This window comes from Chitinimonas sp. (genome assembly GCF_036568685.1).
Taxonomy (GTDB): Bacteria; Pseudomonadota; Gammaproteobacteria; order Burkholderiales; family Chitinimonadaceae; genus Chitinimonas.
Genome location: NZ_DATCSC010000071.1, coordinates 121,116 through 135,665, shown reverse-complemented (window position 1 = coordinate 135,665; position 14,550 = coordinate 121,116). Strand labels below are relative to the sequence as shown.

General features: G+C 61.6%; 11 protein-coding genes. 7 read left to right on the top strand and 4 right to left on the bottom strand.

The window, feature by feature from the left end; translation table 11 throughout:
• The 4 genes from VIM95_RS11315 to edd form a co-directional block, all read right to left on the bottom strand.
• On the bottom strand, nucleotides 1–177 hold a 177-nt coding region (locus VIM95_RS11315; protein WP_331985695.1), incomplete at its 3' end, for an alpha-amylase family glycosyl hydrolase.
• Nucleotides 178–340: 163 nt separating this feature from the next.
• On the bottom strand, nucleotides 341–1,615 hold the full coding sequence (locus VIM95_RS11310) for a carbohydrate porin (RefSeq protein ID WP_331985689.1): 1,275 nt from the start codon (nucleotides 1,613–1,615) through the stop codon (nucleotides 341–343).
• A gap of 271 nt (nucleotides 1,616–1,886) precedes the next feature.
• Nucleotides 1,887–2,507 carry a bifunctional 4-hydroxy-2-oxoglutarate aldolase/2-dehydro-3-deoxy-phosphogluconate aldolase gene (gene eda / locus VIM95_RS11305; protein WP_331985687.1) on the bottom strand — a complete coding sequence of 207 codons (621 nt, stop codon included), beginning with the start codon at nucleotides 2,505–2,507 and terminating at the stop codon, nucleotides 1,887–1,889.
• An 11-nt stretch (nucleotides 2,508–2,518) separates the two neighbouring features.
• Complete coding sequence (edd, locus tag VIM95_RS11300; RefSeq protein WP_331985685.1) at nucleotides 2,519–4,342, bottom strand: phosphogluconate dehydratase; 1,824 nt, start codon at nucleotides 4,340–4,342, stop codon at nucleotides 2,519–2,521.
• 395 nt (nucleotides 4,343–4,737) lie between these two features.
• Between edd and zwf the strand changes: the two genes are divergently transcribed.
• From zwf to aceE, 7 genes are all read left to right on the top strand, one after another.
• Nucleotides 4,738–6,195 (top strand): glucose-6-phosphate dehydrogenase, encoded by a 1,458-nt coding sequence (gene zwf / locus VIM95_RS11295; protein WP_331985683.1) that lies wholly within the window; start codon nucleotides 4,738–4,740, stop codon nucleotides 6,193–6,195.
• A gap of 110 nt (nucleotides 6,196–6,305) precedes the next feature.
• Nucleotides 6,306–7,004: a 6-phosphogluconolactonase gene (pgl, locus tag VIM95_RS11290; protein WP_331985681.1), complete on the top strand. Its 699-nt coding sequence runs from the start codon at nucleotides 6,306–6,308 to the stop codon at nucleotides 7,002–7,004.
• A gap of 4 nt (nucleotides 7,005–7,008) precedes the next feature.
• Nucleotides 7,009–8,004, top strand: a complete 996-nt coding sequence (locus VIM95_RS11285) for a glucokinase (RefSeq protein ID WP_331985679.1) — start codon at nucleotides 7,009–7,011, stop codon at nucleotides 8,002–8,004.
• 33 nt (nucleotides 8,005–8,037) lie between these two features.
• A complete protein-coding gene (gene hexR, locus VIM95_RS11280; RefSeq protein ID WP_331985677.1) occupies nucleotides 8,038–8,886 on the top strand; it encodes a transcriptional regulator HexR in 849 nt (282 codons plus the stop codon).
• Nucleotides 8,887–8,950: 64 nt separating this feature from the next.
• Nucleotides 8,951–10,597: a glucose-6-phosphate isomerase gene (gene pgi, locus VIM95_RS11275; protein WP_331985675.1), complete on the top strand. Its 1,647-nt coding sequence runs from the start codon at nucleotides 8,951–8,953 to the stop codon at nucleotides 10,595–10,597.
• Nucleotides 10,598–10,693: 96 nt separating this feature from the next.
• The gene (locus VIM95_RS11270) at nucleotides 10,694–11,596 is read left to right on the top strand and encodes an SHOCT domain-containing protein (protein WP_331985673.1); all 903 of its coding nucleotides are present in this window, start codon (nucleotides 10,694–10,696) and stop codon (nucleotides 11,594–11,596) included.
• Nucleotides 11,597–11,890: 294 nt separating this feature from the next.
• A complete protein-coding gene (gene aceE / locus VIM95_RS11265) occupies nucleotides 11,891–14,545 on the top strand; it encodes a pyruvate dehydrogenase (acetyl-transferring), homodimeric type (protein ID WP_331985671.1) in 2,655 nt (884 codons plus the stop codon).
• Nucleotides 14,546–14,550 lie beyond the last annotated feature (5 nt).

Genomic DNA, 14,550 nt, shown 5'->3' with positions numbered 1-14,550 from the left:
GAAGATGGGCGAGATCCAGATGGCGTCGACGCCCAGGCTGGCCACATAGGGCAACTTCTCGCAGATGCCGGCCAGATCGCCTACGCCGTCACCGTTGCTGTCTGCAAAGCTACGGGGATAAATCTGATAGATGACGCCACCGCGCCACCAGTCGTTGTGCTTTTTCTTGCTAGTCATACCGTCCGCCGAGAGGATAAGCGGCAACACCGCTCGTTTCGACGCAACACGCCGAAACGACCGGATTCGCAGCCCGATAGAGAGGGCGGCAAAGCCGCCCCAACCTGGTCATAAACCCCGGGGTTGCCCCCAGGGTTCATGCAGCAGTCAAGTCAGTATCGACTTACCACCAGGCTTCCATCTGCACGCCGTAGGACGAACCGCTGGTCTTGTTGGTGTAGGCAGCAGTATTGCTGTGGTCACGAGCCACGCCACCGGAAGCTGCTTTGGCAGCATCGTTCCACTTGGCGTAGGTGTAGTAGGCACGCAGGACCGGACGCGCCCAGAAGCCCTTGCCCATGGACAGTTGCGGAGCAACAGTGAACTTGGCCAGGCGTTGGGTATCGTTCTTGCCTGGGTTGTTCGGGTCAAACTGATCACCCGGCTTGACCGAGGTCACGCCAGCTTCAAAAGCGAGGCTGTAGTTCTGGGTGAAGTGATAGACCGGACGAGCCACGACCGACCAGGTCTTGGCCTTGTCACCGTTGGTTTCCTGCTGACCAACACCAACGAAGACGGCGCCGTTCCAGTCGCTATTCTTCGGTTCGAACACCAGGTGTTCAATCACGCGCCAGGACTTCTTGCTGTCATTGGTGAAGCTGGCCGACTGGTCGAGGTTGGCTGCATCCTTGGCGTATTGGAACACCAGGTTATTGAAGCCGCCCAGATCGAAGGGATTAGCCTGGGTGTGGGCAATGGTGAAGGCTGCGCCGTTCTTGCCATCAGGCTTGTTGCCATTGGCATCCTTGGCGGCATTCTTACCCACCAGGTTCAGGCCCAGCTCGATCGAGCCACCGGGGTTGGTGTCGATGCCCTCGATACGCAGGTCGTGGTTGGTCACGGCCTTAATATCTTCATTGTTGTTACGCATCATGGCGTAGGAGAACTTACCGAAGCCCAGGTCGATGTTTTCGATACCAGCGCCAGGACCGGTGTCGGCCGACCAGAAGAAGTCGGTGATGTGCACGTCATGACGTTTGTAGAAACGCTTACCGGCCCACAGGCTGGCGTTGGACAGTGCGCCGCTACCGATGTTGCTGGCTTCAGCCCAGACTTGACGCCAGGACGGCTCGAACTGTTCCCAGTCACCCTTTTGCGGGGTCACGAAGGCCAGCATCTGGTGGAAGGTGAAGTTCATGCCGTCGCTCTCGCCGAGCTTGGCATCCAGCGCCAGTTCGCCGTAGGTCTCGCACTCGTTGCCGAGACGGCCAGCGTTAGCCACCTTGCCACCGAAGGCAGGGGCGCCACTGGACAAACCGAAGCACACTTCACGACCGCCTTCGGAAGCGCCGCCGGAACCGGTACGGATATAGCCGTGGTAGTCGACTGCGGCAGCCATGGAAGCCTGTGCCGCGAACGCTGCCACGAGGGCAGCAAACAGCTTGCTCTTGCGATTCATCGGATCACTCCTCTCCGTTTGGTGGATGTAAAACCGACAGCTTGCGCGGCCGATCTGGTGCAACAACACCATGCCTCCCGCGGAGCGGGAGGGGCGTGCTCGGCGTACCCTACGGAGAGATGGGCCGCCTTGCTACGCCTGAACCGATCCCGGCTGTACAGCCGTTACCGGGTAAATTTGCCGCCCTTCTGCGAGGGCGTGATACCACCACTGCTTGGGTAATACCTAGGACCACCGCGCCACCTGTACCGGCGGCTGCGCCAGGCCCGTTTTACTTTAATGCTGCTGCCTCACGTGCCAATTGGGTGACGATGTGCCACTCACCAGCAGCTATTTTGTCTTTGGGTACCAACCACGAGCCGCCTACGCAGGCAACATTGGGCAGGGCCAGGAATTTAGGTGCGCTCTCCAGCGTTACGCCGCCGGTGGGGCAGAACAACACCTCGGCGAAGGGGCCATTCATGGCCTTCAGCATACCGAGGCCACCGGCCTGCTCAGCGGGGAACAGCTTCATGGCGTCAAAGCCCCAACCCAAGGCGGCGATCACCTCGGAGGGCGTCATCACCCCAGGCAACAGTGAGATGCCCGCTGCCTTGGCAGCCAGTGCCAACTCTTCAGTCAGGCCCGGCGTCACAGCAAACACCGCACCGGCCGCCTTGGCTTCGGCAAACTGTTCGGGCCGAGTAACCGTACCTACGCCGACGATGGCTTCCGGCACTTCGGCCGCGATAGCCTTCACCGACGCGAGGCCGGCGGCGGTGCGCAGGGTCACTTCCAGCACGCGGATACCACCGGCAACCAGGGCACGGGCCAAAGGAACGGCATCTTCGACCCTATCCAGGACGATGACCGGCATGACCGGGGATGCACGCATGATGTCGCGAATATTCATGTCTCTATCTTTCAAGCCGGCAGCATGAAACTCATGGCGCCCTGCTCCGCACCGGTGGCTGCCTGGCGGAATACCGCAAACAGCTCCCGGCCGCAGCCATATTGATTACCCGTCATATCAGCGGTCGCCAGCTCGCGGCGGGCCCACTCAGCCGCGTCCACCTTGGCCTCCAGCACGCCAGCCTCGGCATCGAGCCGGATCACGTCGCCGCTGCAGACCTTGGCCAAGGGGCCACCGGCCAGGCATTCGGGAGTGATATGGATGGCAGCGGGCACCTTACCGGAAGCACCGGACATACGGCCATCGGTCACCAGCGCCACCTTGAAGCCACGGTCCTGCAGCACGCCCAGCGAAGGGGTGAGCTTATGCAGTTCCGGCATGCCATTGGCGCGAGGTCCCTGGAAGCGGATGACCGCGACAAAGTCTCTTTCCAGCTCACCGCGCTTGAAGGCGGCGATCAGATCGTCTTGCGAATCGAACACCACGGCAGGCGCCTCGACCACGCGGTGCTCGGGCTTGACCGCCGACACCTTGATCACCGAGCGCCCCAGATTGCCGGCCAACAGGCGCAAGCCACCATCGGCCTGGAACGGCGCCGTCACCGGGGAGAGCACCTTGGCGTCCTGGCTTTCCTTGGGAGAGTCGCGCCAGGCGAGTTTGCCACCTTCCAGCACCGGCTCGGCCGCATAGCGGTGCAAACCCTTGCCGATGACGGTATTCACGTCGTCGTGCAACAAGCCAGCATCAAGCAGCTGGGCGATCAGGTAACCCATGCCGCCGGCCGCGTGAAAATGATTCACATCGGCTGCGCCATTGGGATAGACCTTGGCCAGCAGTGGCACGATCGCGGAGATATCATCGAAGTCGGTCCAGTCGATCACGATGCCGGCAGCGCGGGCGATGGCGATCAAATGGATAGCGTGATTGGTAGAGCCGCCGGTGGCCATCAGGCCGACCAGGCCGTTGACGATGGCTTTCTCGTCGATCACATGGCCCAGCGGGGTGTAGTTCTGACCAAGTGCAGTGATGGTCGCAGCCCGGCGAGCCGCCTCGGCCGTCAGGGCCGCCCGCAGCGGCGTACCTGGATTGATAAAAGCGCTACCAGGAAGATGCACGCCCATGATTTCCATGAGCATCTGGTTGGAGTTGGCGGTGCCATAGAAGGTGCAGGTGCCGGCGCCGTGATAGGACTTCTCCTCGGCTTCCAAAAGCTCCTTGCGGCCGATCTTGCCCTCTGCATACAACTGGCGGATGCGGGCCTTTTCCTTGTTTTCCAGCCCCGAAGTCATGGGACCTGCCGGCACGAAGATGGTAGGCAGGTGGCCAAACTGCAGCGCACCTATCATCAGGCCAGGCACGATCTTGTCACAGACACCCAGGCACAGCGTGGCGTCGAACATGTGATGAGACAAGGCCACCGCGGTACTCATGGCAATGACGTCGCGCGAGAACAGGCTCAGCTCCATGCCAGGCTGGCCCTGGGTCACGCCGTCGCACATGGCGGGCACCCCGCCGGCAAATTGTGCCGTTGCGCCCACTTCGCGAGCTGCAGCCTTGATGATGGCCGGGTAGTCTTCCAGCGGCTGGTGCGCCGAGAGCATGTCGTTATAAGCCGACACGATGGCGATATTGGGCTGGCGCTGCTCACGCAGCATGATCTTGTCACCCGCCGGAGAGGCGGCGAAGGCATGGGCGAGATTGGTACAGGACAAGCCTTTACGCACCGGCTCGCGGGCGGCCCAGGCGGCCACGCGGCCGAGATAGCCATCACGCGTCGGACGACTCTTCTCTTGAATTCGCTCGGTCACCTCGACCAGGCGCGGATGCAGACTCATCAAGACTCCCCGTACCCGAATTACAGGCACTGGCTACGCTAGGGTTCTAAGCAAAAAGCGCTTACTTGGATTAATTATTGTTGGGTAGGCAACGAGCCTGTATTGCTGCCGATGGTAGTTTTACTACAATCAAAAGGCAAGAAAGCCCCCTGAATTTTTGCACTAAAACGCCCGGTCTGTTGCTATTAAGCCGCACCAACAAGGTGCCCATCCGTAGGGAAAGTGAAAATCCGGGTGAATAAGTGCACCTTAATGTTGCATCGCAGCACGGGGATGGCGCATTAATACATCTAACAAAACTACATTGCGAGGCCCATGCAAAAGTAGTATTGTTTCAAAAACTGGCAGCGGCCAGCCTTATTCCAACTGCTATACCCACCGAAGGAACTAACGGGATGAGTGCTATTCAGCCCTTCGACATGGTGTTGTTCGGCGGCACGGGCGATCTGGTGATGCGCAAACTGTTGCCAGCCCTTTACCACCAGCATCAAGACAGCAACCTTCCGGAACAAGGCCGCATCCTCTGCCTCGGCCGCAGCCAACCGGACCACGCCTCTTACCTCACCGTCGCAGAAAAAGCCGCCCGGCAATACCTGGGCAGCTATTTCAAGGAAAGCGACTGGGCCAGCTTTGCCAGCCGACTCGTCTACCTCAAGCTCGATGCCGGCGAAAAGACGGCATACGCCGCCTTGGCCGAAAAGCTGAATGAATTCCCCGAACATGTGCGGGTTTTCTATCTCGCCACCGCCCCGAATCTGTTTGCCGGTATTTGCGAGAATCTCGCCGCCGTCGGGCTGAATAAAGGCGGTTCGCGCGTCGTACTGGAAAAACCGCTGGGCCATGACCTCGCCTCCTCGCAGGCGATCAATGCGCAGGTCGGCAAGTTCTTCAAAGAAAGCCAGATCTACCGGATCGACCACTATCTCGGCAAAGAGGCAGTGCAGAACCTCTTGGCGCTACGCTTCAGCAATACCTTCTTCGAGCCGCTGTGGCGCCGCGAATGGATCAGCGATGTACAGATCACGGTGACCGAACAGGTTGGCGTGGAGGGTCGCGGCGACTTTTACGACAAGGCCGGTGCCCTGCGCGACATGGTGCAGAACCATCTGGTACAGCTCTTGTGCTTTATTGCCATGGAGCCCCCCGCAAGCGCCGACCCGGATGCCGTACGCGATGAAAAGCTCAAGGTATTGCGCGCCCTGCGTCGCTTCGGCCCGCAGGAAGTGGCGACCAAGACGGTACGTGGCCAGTACAAGGCTGGTGCCAGCAACGGCAAGCCCGCCATCGGCTACCAGGAAGAGCCCGGCATTTCGCCCAACAGCACGACCGAGACCTTTGTGGCGCTCAAGGCCGAGATCGACACTTGGCGCTGGGCTGGTGTGCCCTTCTATCTGCGTACCGGCAAGCGCATGCAGGACCGCCTGGCCGAGATCGTGATCAATTTCCGCCAGGTGCCGCATTCGATTTTCGCCATGCCGGCCAGTACCACCAGCAACCGCCTGGTGATCAAGCTGCAGCCGGACGAGAGCGTGCGCATGTACCTCTTGGCCAAGCAGCCGGGCGACCAGATGAAGCTCAAGCAGGTGCACCTGGACCTGGACTTCGATGAGATGTTCAAGACCCGTCGCCCGGACGCCTACGAGCGTCTTCTGACCGACGTGATCCGCGGCCGATTGACGCTGTTCATGCGCCGCGACGAACTCGACGAAGCCTGGCGCTGGGTCGAGCCTATCCTGGATGCCTGGGAGCAGAACGACGAAACGCCCAAGCAGTACACCGCCGGCAGCTGGGGGCCGGCAGCGAGTTCCGCCCTGCTCTCCCGTGACGGCTTCTGCTGGCACGAGGAAGGCTGACCCCTGATGCAGTGACGGATGTCGGGCCACCCGCCCGACATTCGATTTTTCGTGGTACCGGCGAGCGGCCGGTTGAAACCGCGAAAACCATGGCAAGCAAAGAGACTTATATGGCTGAACCGACCCTTCACGAATACGATTCCCGCGTCGACCTGGACATCTGCCTAGCCCGGGAGATCGCCGCGACGCTGGAAAATGCGGTCGCGACGCGCGGGGCGGCCAGCTTGGCGGTATCGGGCGGCAAGACGCCGGTGGGCATGTTCCAGCAGCTGCGGCAAATGCGGCTTGATTGGGGCAAGGTCTGGATCACGCTGGTGGATGACCGCTGGCTGCCCATCGACCATGCCGACAGCAATGAGCGACTGGTGCGCGAGAACCTGCTGAAGTACCAAGTGGAGGCCGCCCATTTTGTAAGCCTCTACAGCGGTGACGCAACGCCCGAACAAGGCTGCACTGCCATCAATGCACGCCTTGCCGCGATTCCACAGCCTTTTGACGTACTGGTGCTCGGTATGGGCGAGGACGGCCACACCGCCAGCCTCTTTCCTTGCTCCAGCGAGCTTGAACAAGCCGCCGCGCTGGACAACCCTGCCTTGGTGGCTGCTGTCAATCCGACTACGGCACCCTATGCCCGCATCACCCTGACGCTGGCTACCATTGCCAAGGCCAGCAAGGTGCTGGTGCACCTGACTGGCGACAAGAAACGCAGCATCTTCGAAGCAGCCATGGCCAACACCGAGCAGCGCCTACCCATCGCGCGCGTGCTCGATGCCGCCCAGGGCTCGCAACATGTTTACTGGGCAGCCTGAGGCCATGAGCAACAACCTTTCTTACCCCCGCCTGCTGGCCGATGTCGGCGGCACCAATGTCCGCCTGGCTTTGATCCACACGGCGGGTGGCGCTATCAGCGACGAGCGCAACCTGGTCTGCGCCGACTACCCGGGCCTCTACGAGGCGATTCAGGACTATCTGGGCCCGTTGGGCATCAAGCCACGGTGGGCAGCCATCGGCATTGCCACCGCGGTGGCGGACGATCTGGTCAAGATGACCAACAACCACTTTGCCTTCTCCCAGACCGAGCTCAAGCAACAGCTGGGGCTGGCTGAATTGAGCGTGATCAATGATTTCACCGCCCTGGCGCTGAGCCTGCCGCTCTTGGGTGCGGACGAACTGGTCAAGGTGGGTGGCGGCGAGCGCAACCCCGATTTGCCTATCGCCCTGCTGGGCGCCGGTACCGGCCTGGGTGTATCCGGTCTGATTCCGGCCCACCAGCCAGGCGAGGCCAGCCGCTGGATTCCGATCCAGGGCGAAGGTGGTCATGTTTCCTTCTCGCCGTTCAATGACAAGGAAGACGAAATCCTGCGCATCCTGCGCCGCGAGTTTGGTCATGTTTCGGCCGAGCGCCTGCTGTCTGGCCCCGGCGTGGTCAATATCTACAAGGCATTGGCCGAGCTCAACCAGCAGCAGGATGAAGGCTTGAACGCAGCGGATATCACCCGCCGGGGCGTTGCCGGCGACTGCCCGCTGTGCCGCGAGACGGTCGATACCTTCTGCGGCATGCTCGGCACCGCCGCCGCCAACCTGGCGGTCACGCTCGGAGCCCGAGGCGGTCTCTACATCGGCGGCGGTATCGTGCCCAAGCTGGGCGACTACTTCGCCACCTCGCCCTTCCGCAAGCGCTTTGAGCAGAAGGGCCGTTTTTCCAACTATCTGGCGGCCGTACCAAGCTACGTGATTGTCGCCAGCAACCCAGCCTTGCGCGGTACCGCGGCCGCGCTCGATGCCTTGGCAGCCCGCAAGGCGGCCTAAGCAGAAGAACCATAGCGGGGAGACGAAAACAACATGCTGGAAAAGATCAAATCGCTGTTGCAGGAGCTGTCGAAGTCCGAGCGCAAGGTGGCTGAACTGGTGCTGGCCCAGCCCAACTTCGTTGCCCATGCGCCTATCGCGCAGATCGCCGAGATGGCTGGGGTATCGCAACCTACGGTCATCCGCTTTTGCCGCTCGGTCGATTGCACCGGCCTGCAGGACTTCAAGCTGCGCCTGACCCGCAGCCTGGTATCTGGTGTGCCCTATGTGCACAGTGCCGTGGAAATGAGCGATACCGCCCATGACCTCGCCGCCAAACTGTTCGACAACACCATTTCCAGCTTGATGCGGACCCGTAATGAGCTGAACCCGGACGCCATCGAACAGGCGGTGGATATCCTGGCCAAGGCGCGCAAGATTGAGTTCTACGGCCTTGGCAACAGCGGCATCATGGCCCAGGATGCCCAGCACAAGTTCTTCCGCCTGGGCGTGCCTTGCATTTCCTATTCCGACCCGCATATCCACGGGATGTCGGCATCGCTTCTGAAGGCCGGCGATGCGGTGGTGGCGATCTCCAATTCCGGGCGGACCATCGATCTGATCCGTTCGGTCGAGTTGGCGCGCGAAGCCGGCGCCCAGGTGATCGGCATCACCCATTCGAATTCACCCTTGGCCAAGCGTTGCAATGTCACGCTGTATGCCGATACGCCGGAAGACCCGGACCTGTATTCGCCCATGATCACCCGTATCGTCCATCTGGTGGTCATTGACATCCTGGCCGTTGGCGTTGCGCTACGACGCGGACCGGAATTGATCGACCAGCTGGAAAAGATCAAGCGCAACCTGAAGGAACGCCGCGTACGCGGCTACGAAGACCGCTGAAGCAAGCCGACAGCCGCAGGGCTGGCTCGGCCAGCCCAAACCGTCTTACTGAACGCTGAGTACCATGACCGCGCTGACCAACAACCCTACCTGGCAAGCCGTCCTTGCCGCCGCCGACAGGCTCAAGACCCAGTCCCTGCGGGAAGCTTTCGCCAACGATCCGCGACGAGCCGAGCGCTATAGCCTCAAGGCCTGCGGCATCCTGTTGGATTATTCCAAGAACAGGCTGGATGAAGCCGCCCGGATTGCGCTGTTTGCGCTGGCCCGCAGCAGTGGCCTGGAAGCACGCCGGCAGGCCATGCTGGGTGGCGAGAAGATCAACAGCACCGAGCAACGTGCCGTCTTGCACACGGCATTACGTGCACCAGCCTCCGCCCGGATTGAGGTGGACGGTGAGAACGTGGTGCCAGCCGTGCACGAAGTGCTGGCGCGCATGGGTGCCTTTGCCGAGCGGGTTCGTTCAGGTGCCTGGCTAGGCTACAACGGCCGGCCGATCACCGATGTCGTAAACATCGGCATCGGTGGCTCGGACCTGGGTCCCTTCATGGCCTGCGAGGCACTGCAGGACTTTGGTGCCCAGCACCTCAATATGCATTTCGTCTCGACCGTGGATGGCTGGCAGCTCGCCAGCGTGCTGGCCAAGCTTGACCCCGCCACGACGCTGTTCATTGTCGCCTCCAAGACCTTCACCACCCAGGAGACGCTGACCAACGCCCGGGCCGCCCGGCAGTGGCTGATCGAAGCCGCCGGTCAAGAGGCCGCCGTTGCCAAGCACTTCGTGGCGGTATCGACCAATGCGGCGGCCGTCTCGGCCTTCGGTATCGACACCGACAATATGTTCGGCTTTTGGAACTGGGTGGGTGGACGCTATTCGCTATGGTCGGCCATCGGCCTACCCATCCTGCTCTATATCGGCCCGGCCCAATTCCAGGCCCTGCTCGCCGGTGCCCGCGCCATGGACGAGCACTTTGCCAGTGCGCCGCTGGAGCAGAACCTGCCGGTCATCCTGGCCTTGCTGGGTATCTGGTACATCAATGGCATGGGTGCCAGCACCCAGCTGATCTCACCCTACAACCAGCCCCTGCACCGCCTGCCCGCCTACCTGCAACAGCTGGACATGGAATCCAACGGCAAGTCGGTACGGCTCGACGGACAACCGGTCGACTACCATACCGGCCCGGTGATCTGGGGCGAGCCCGGCATCAACGGCCAGCACGCCTACTACCAGCTGCTGCACCAGGGCACGGAGCTCGTACCGATCGACTTTATCGCGGCGGTGCACAACCCCAGGAGCAGCAAGGAGCACAACACCATCCTGCTGGCCAACTTCCTGGCCCAGTCCGAGGCGCTGATGCGCGGCAAGAACGAGCAGGAGGTGCGCCAGGAATTGCAGCAGCAGGGCCTCACGGGCGCAGCGTTGGAAGCCTTGGTGCCGCATAAGCTATTTGCCGGCAACCGGCCGAGCAATACCCTGCTGCTGGACGTGCTGGACCCAGCCACGCTAGGTAGCCTGATTGCGCTCTATGAGCACAAGATCTTCGTGCAGGGCACCATCTGGGGTATCAATTCCTACGACCAGTGGGGAGTCGAGCTGGGTAAGCAGCTCGCCAAAACCATTGAAGCAGAACTGAAAAGCGAGGCCACGGCGAAGGATCACGACGCCTCAACCAACCGCTTGATCGAATACATAAAACAGGCGCTGCGCAGCTAGCCGGCGCCAGCGATCAGGGCTAGCCACGATGCGCGGAGCGAGGCTTTGCGATATAAAGGCGGTCTTGCTCGCGGCAACAACATAATGGAGATACGCATGCAGCATGTTTTTACCGCACGCCTGGGCGCCGCACTGATGGGCCTGTGCGTGGCGACGTCGGCTTTCGCGTCCGAGACCACCACCTCCTGGTCGGAAACCGACGACTACGTGAAGCTGGACGCGGTCAACGCCAACAACCAGCACCCGGTCACATTCTCCCCCGAGCAGCTTCAAAACCTGCTGGCCCACTTCTACAAGAAGGAAGCCAACAAGGATCCCGTTCCCTTTTTCACTGAAGACGAAGTCAAGCGGCTCTCCACTTGGCTGATCCCTGTCTTCAACAAGTCCAAGGCTGGCGACGATGTGCTGTTTGGCACTTCCTACCGCCCGGGTAGCTTTCTGCTGATCCCACGTGTAGTCAACGCCGGCCGCCTGTTCGTCGAGAATAACCGCCTCAATCTCCTGATCGGTATGTGCGGGGAGCCCATGGACATGCCCTACCAGCGCAGCCGTCCGCTCAACCACGGCAGCCGTATCAAACCGGTCAATGACGTCAGCTGTGAGCTGATCCCCGGTAACGGCGCAGAGCGCGTGAACAACCGTCCGGACTGGCTCAGCCTGGATATCCCAACCGGCCTCGCGACTCGCCCCAACGGTGATGTGAAGTTCGCCCCCGTCGGCCCCAAGACCACCTTCCAGGCCGCACCGGTTGCGCAGGGTACGTCCGCCCCGGCGGCGCCTGCTGCCGTTGCACCGTCGACCACCTTCCAGGCTGCGCCCGGCGCCGCCAAACCGCCTGCGGTAGCACCTGCCGCTCCGGTAGCCGTGCCGGTTTTGCCAGCGGCACCGCTGAGCAAGGCCGAAGAGCGCCTGCAACTGCTCAAGCGGCTGAAGGACAATGGTCTGATCAATGATGCTGAATACGAGCAAAAACGCGCCAGCATCCTGAAAGACCTGTAATACATTGAATGCAAGGGGCTGCGGCCCCTTGCGGCATTACCCCAGAGGCCACGAGGCCCGGATAGCCCCCCAACGAGGGGCATTTAACCCAAGCACGCTGCAGAGACCGACTTGAAGCGCCATCTCTACGCTTCGCTGGCCCACGGCCGGCGCTGGTTCTTTCCGCATGATCCGCTTCGGATCGCGCGTGCCCCTCTATTCCCGCACGCCCTGCCCTGCCCGGCCACAAGCCCAGCCCTTTGGGCGGCGTACGGTTTTGAATTCCTATAACGACGCACCCACAAGGTACCCAAGATGGCTGAGCACAACGACGATCTCGATCCGCTTGAAACGCGGGAATGGCTGGACGCACTGAGTGGCGTGATTGAGGCAGAGGGCCCTCAGCGCGCCCACTTCATCATCGAAAAGCTGATCGAAGAAGCCAGCGAGCGCGGCGCGAACATTCCGTACAGCGCGACCACGCAATACATCAACACCATCCCCGTCGAGGCCGAGCCGGCTTTCCCCGGCGACACCACGATGGAACACAAGATCCGCGCCTACACGCGCTGGAACGCCATGGCCATGGTGGTGCGTGCCAACAAGCACACCAATGTGGGCGGTCATATCGCTTCCTTTGCCTCGGCAGCCACCCTGTATGACGTGGGCTTCAACCACTTCTGGCACGCCCCCAGCGACAACCACGGCGGCGACCTGATCTTCGTGCAGGGCCACTCCGCCACCGGCATCTATTCACGCGCCTACCTGCTGGGCCGCCTGACCGAGGTACAACTGGACAGCTTCCGCCAGGAAGTGAACGGCAATGGCCTGTCGAGCTACCCCCACCCCTGGCTGATGCCGGACTTCTGGCAATTCCCAACCGTGTCGATGGGCCTGGGCCCCTTGATGGCGATCTACCAGGCCCGCTTCATGAAATACATGCAAGACCGCGGCTTTGCCAAGACCGCAGGCCGCAAGGTCTGGGCCTTCTGCGGTGACGGTGAGATGGATGAACCGGAATCGCTGGGCGCCATCGGTATGGCCGGCCGCGAGCGCCTCGACAACCTGGTGTTCGTGATCAACTGTAACCTGCAGCGCCTGGACGGCCCGGTGCGCGGTAACGGCAAGATCATCCAGGAACTGGAAGGCGAATTCCGCGGTTCGGGCTGGAATGTGATCAAGCTCGTCTGGGGCACCAAGTGGGACGCCCTGTTTGCCCGCGACAAGAAGGGCATCCTCGCCAAGCGCATGATGGAAGTCATCGACGGTGAGTACCAGACCATGAAGGCGCGCGATGGCGCCTATGTGCGCGAGCACTTCTTCAACACCCCGGAACTGAAGGCCCTGGTGCACGACTGGTCCGACAAGGACATCTGGGACCTGAACCGCGGCGGCCACGACCCGGCCAAGATCTACGCCGCCTTCAAGGCTGCCAACGAATCGCAAGGCAAGCCCACGGTGATCCTGGCCAAGACGGTCAAAGGCTATGGCATGGGCTCGGCCGGCGAGGCGATGAACATCACCCACCAGCAGAAAAAGCTGGATCTGGACTCCATCCGCCAGTTCCGCGACCGCTTTGGCATTCCGGTGCCGGACGACAAGCTGGAGGAGATTCCCTACGTCAAGTTCGCCGAAGGCTCGCCGGAGCTGGAATACATGCGCGGCCACCGCATGGCGCTGGGTGGTTATCTGCCGCAACGTCGTACCAAGGCCTACCCGCTCGAAGTGCCGGCCCTGTCGGGCTTCGACGCCCTGCTCAAGGGTTCGGGTGAAGGCAAGGAATACTCCACCACCATGGCCTTTGTCCGCATGCTGACCCAGCTGCTCAAGGACAAGAACATCGGCAAGCATGTGGTGCCCATCGTGGTCGACGAGAGCCGTACCTTCGGTATGGAAGGCCTGTTCCGCCAGGTCAGCATCTGGAACCAGGACGGCCAGAAATACGTACCGCAAGATGCCGACCAGCTGATGTTCTACAAGGAATCGAAGGCTGGCCAGATCCTGCAGAACGGCATCAACGAGGCAGGCGGCATGGCTGACTGGATCGCCGCCGGCACCAGCTACAGCACGCACGGCGTGCCCATGATCCCGTTCTACATCTACTACTCGATGTTCGGCTTCCAGCGCATTGGCGACCTCGCCTGGGCTGCTGCCGACATGCGTACCCGCGGCTTCCTGCTCGGCGGCACTGCCGGCCGGACCACGCTGAACGGTGAAGGCCTGCAGCACGAAGACGGCCACTCCCACCTGATGTCGGCCACCATCCCGAACTGCGTCAGCTATGACCCCACCTTCGGTTACGAAGTGGCCGTGGTGATCCAGGACGGCATGCGCCGCATGTACGCTGAACAAGAGGATGTGTACTACTACCTCACCCTGATGAACGAGAACTACGAGCACCCGGCCATGCCGGAAGGTGCCGAGGCCGGCATCATCAAGGGTATGTACGAACTCAAGCGCGGTGGCGCAGGTGATCTGCGCGTGCAGCTCCTGGGTTCGGGCACGATCTTCAACGAGGTCATTGCCGCCGCCAAGCTGCTCAAGGAAGACTGGGGCGTCGAGGCCGACCTTTGGAGCTGCCCAAGCTTTACCGAGCTGGCCCGCGATGGCATGGCCGCCGAGCGCCACAACCTGCTCAACCCGACTGCCGAGCCGCAGGTGCCGTACGTGGCTCAGCTGCTCAAGGACCGCCAAGGCCCGGTCGTGGTCGCCACCGACTATATGCGCCTCTTTGCCGAACAGATCCGTGCCTTTGTGCCGCAACGCTATGTCGTGCTGGGTACCGACGGTTTTGGCCGCTCCGACACCCGCGAACAGCTGCGCAACTTCTTCGAAGTGAACCGCCACTACGTGGTGGTCGCCTCGCTGAAGGCACTGGCCGACGAAGGCAAGCTGCCGCGCACCAAGGTGGCCGAAGCGATCGCCAAATATGGCATCGACAGCGCCAAGCCGGCACCGTGGACCGTTTGATTTGA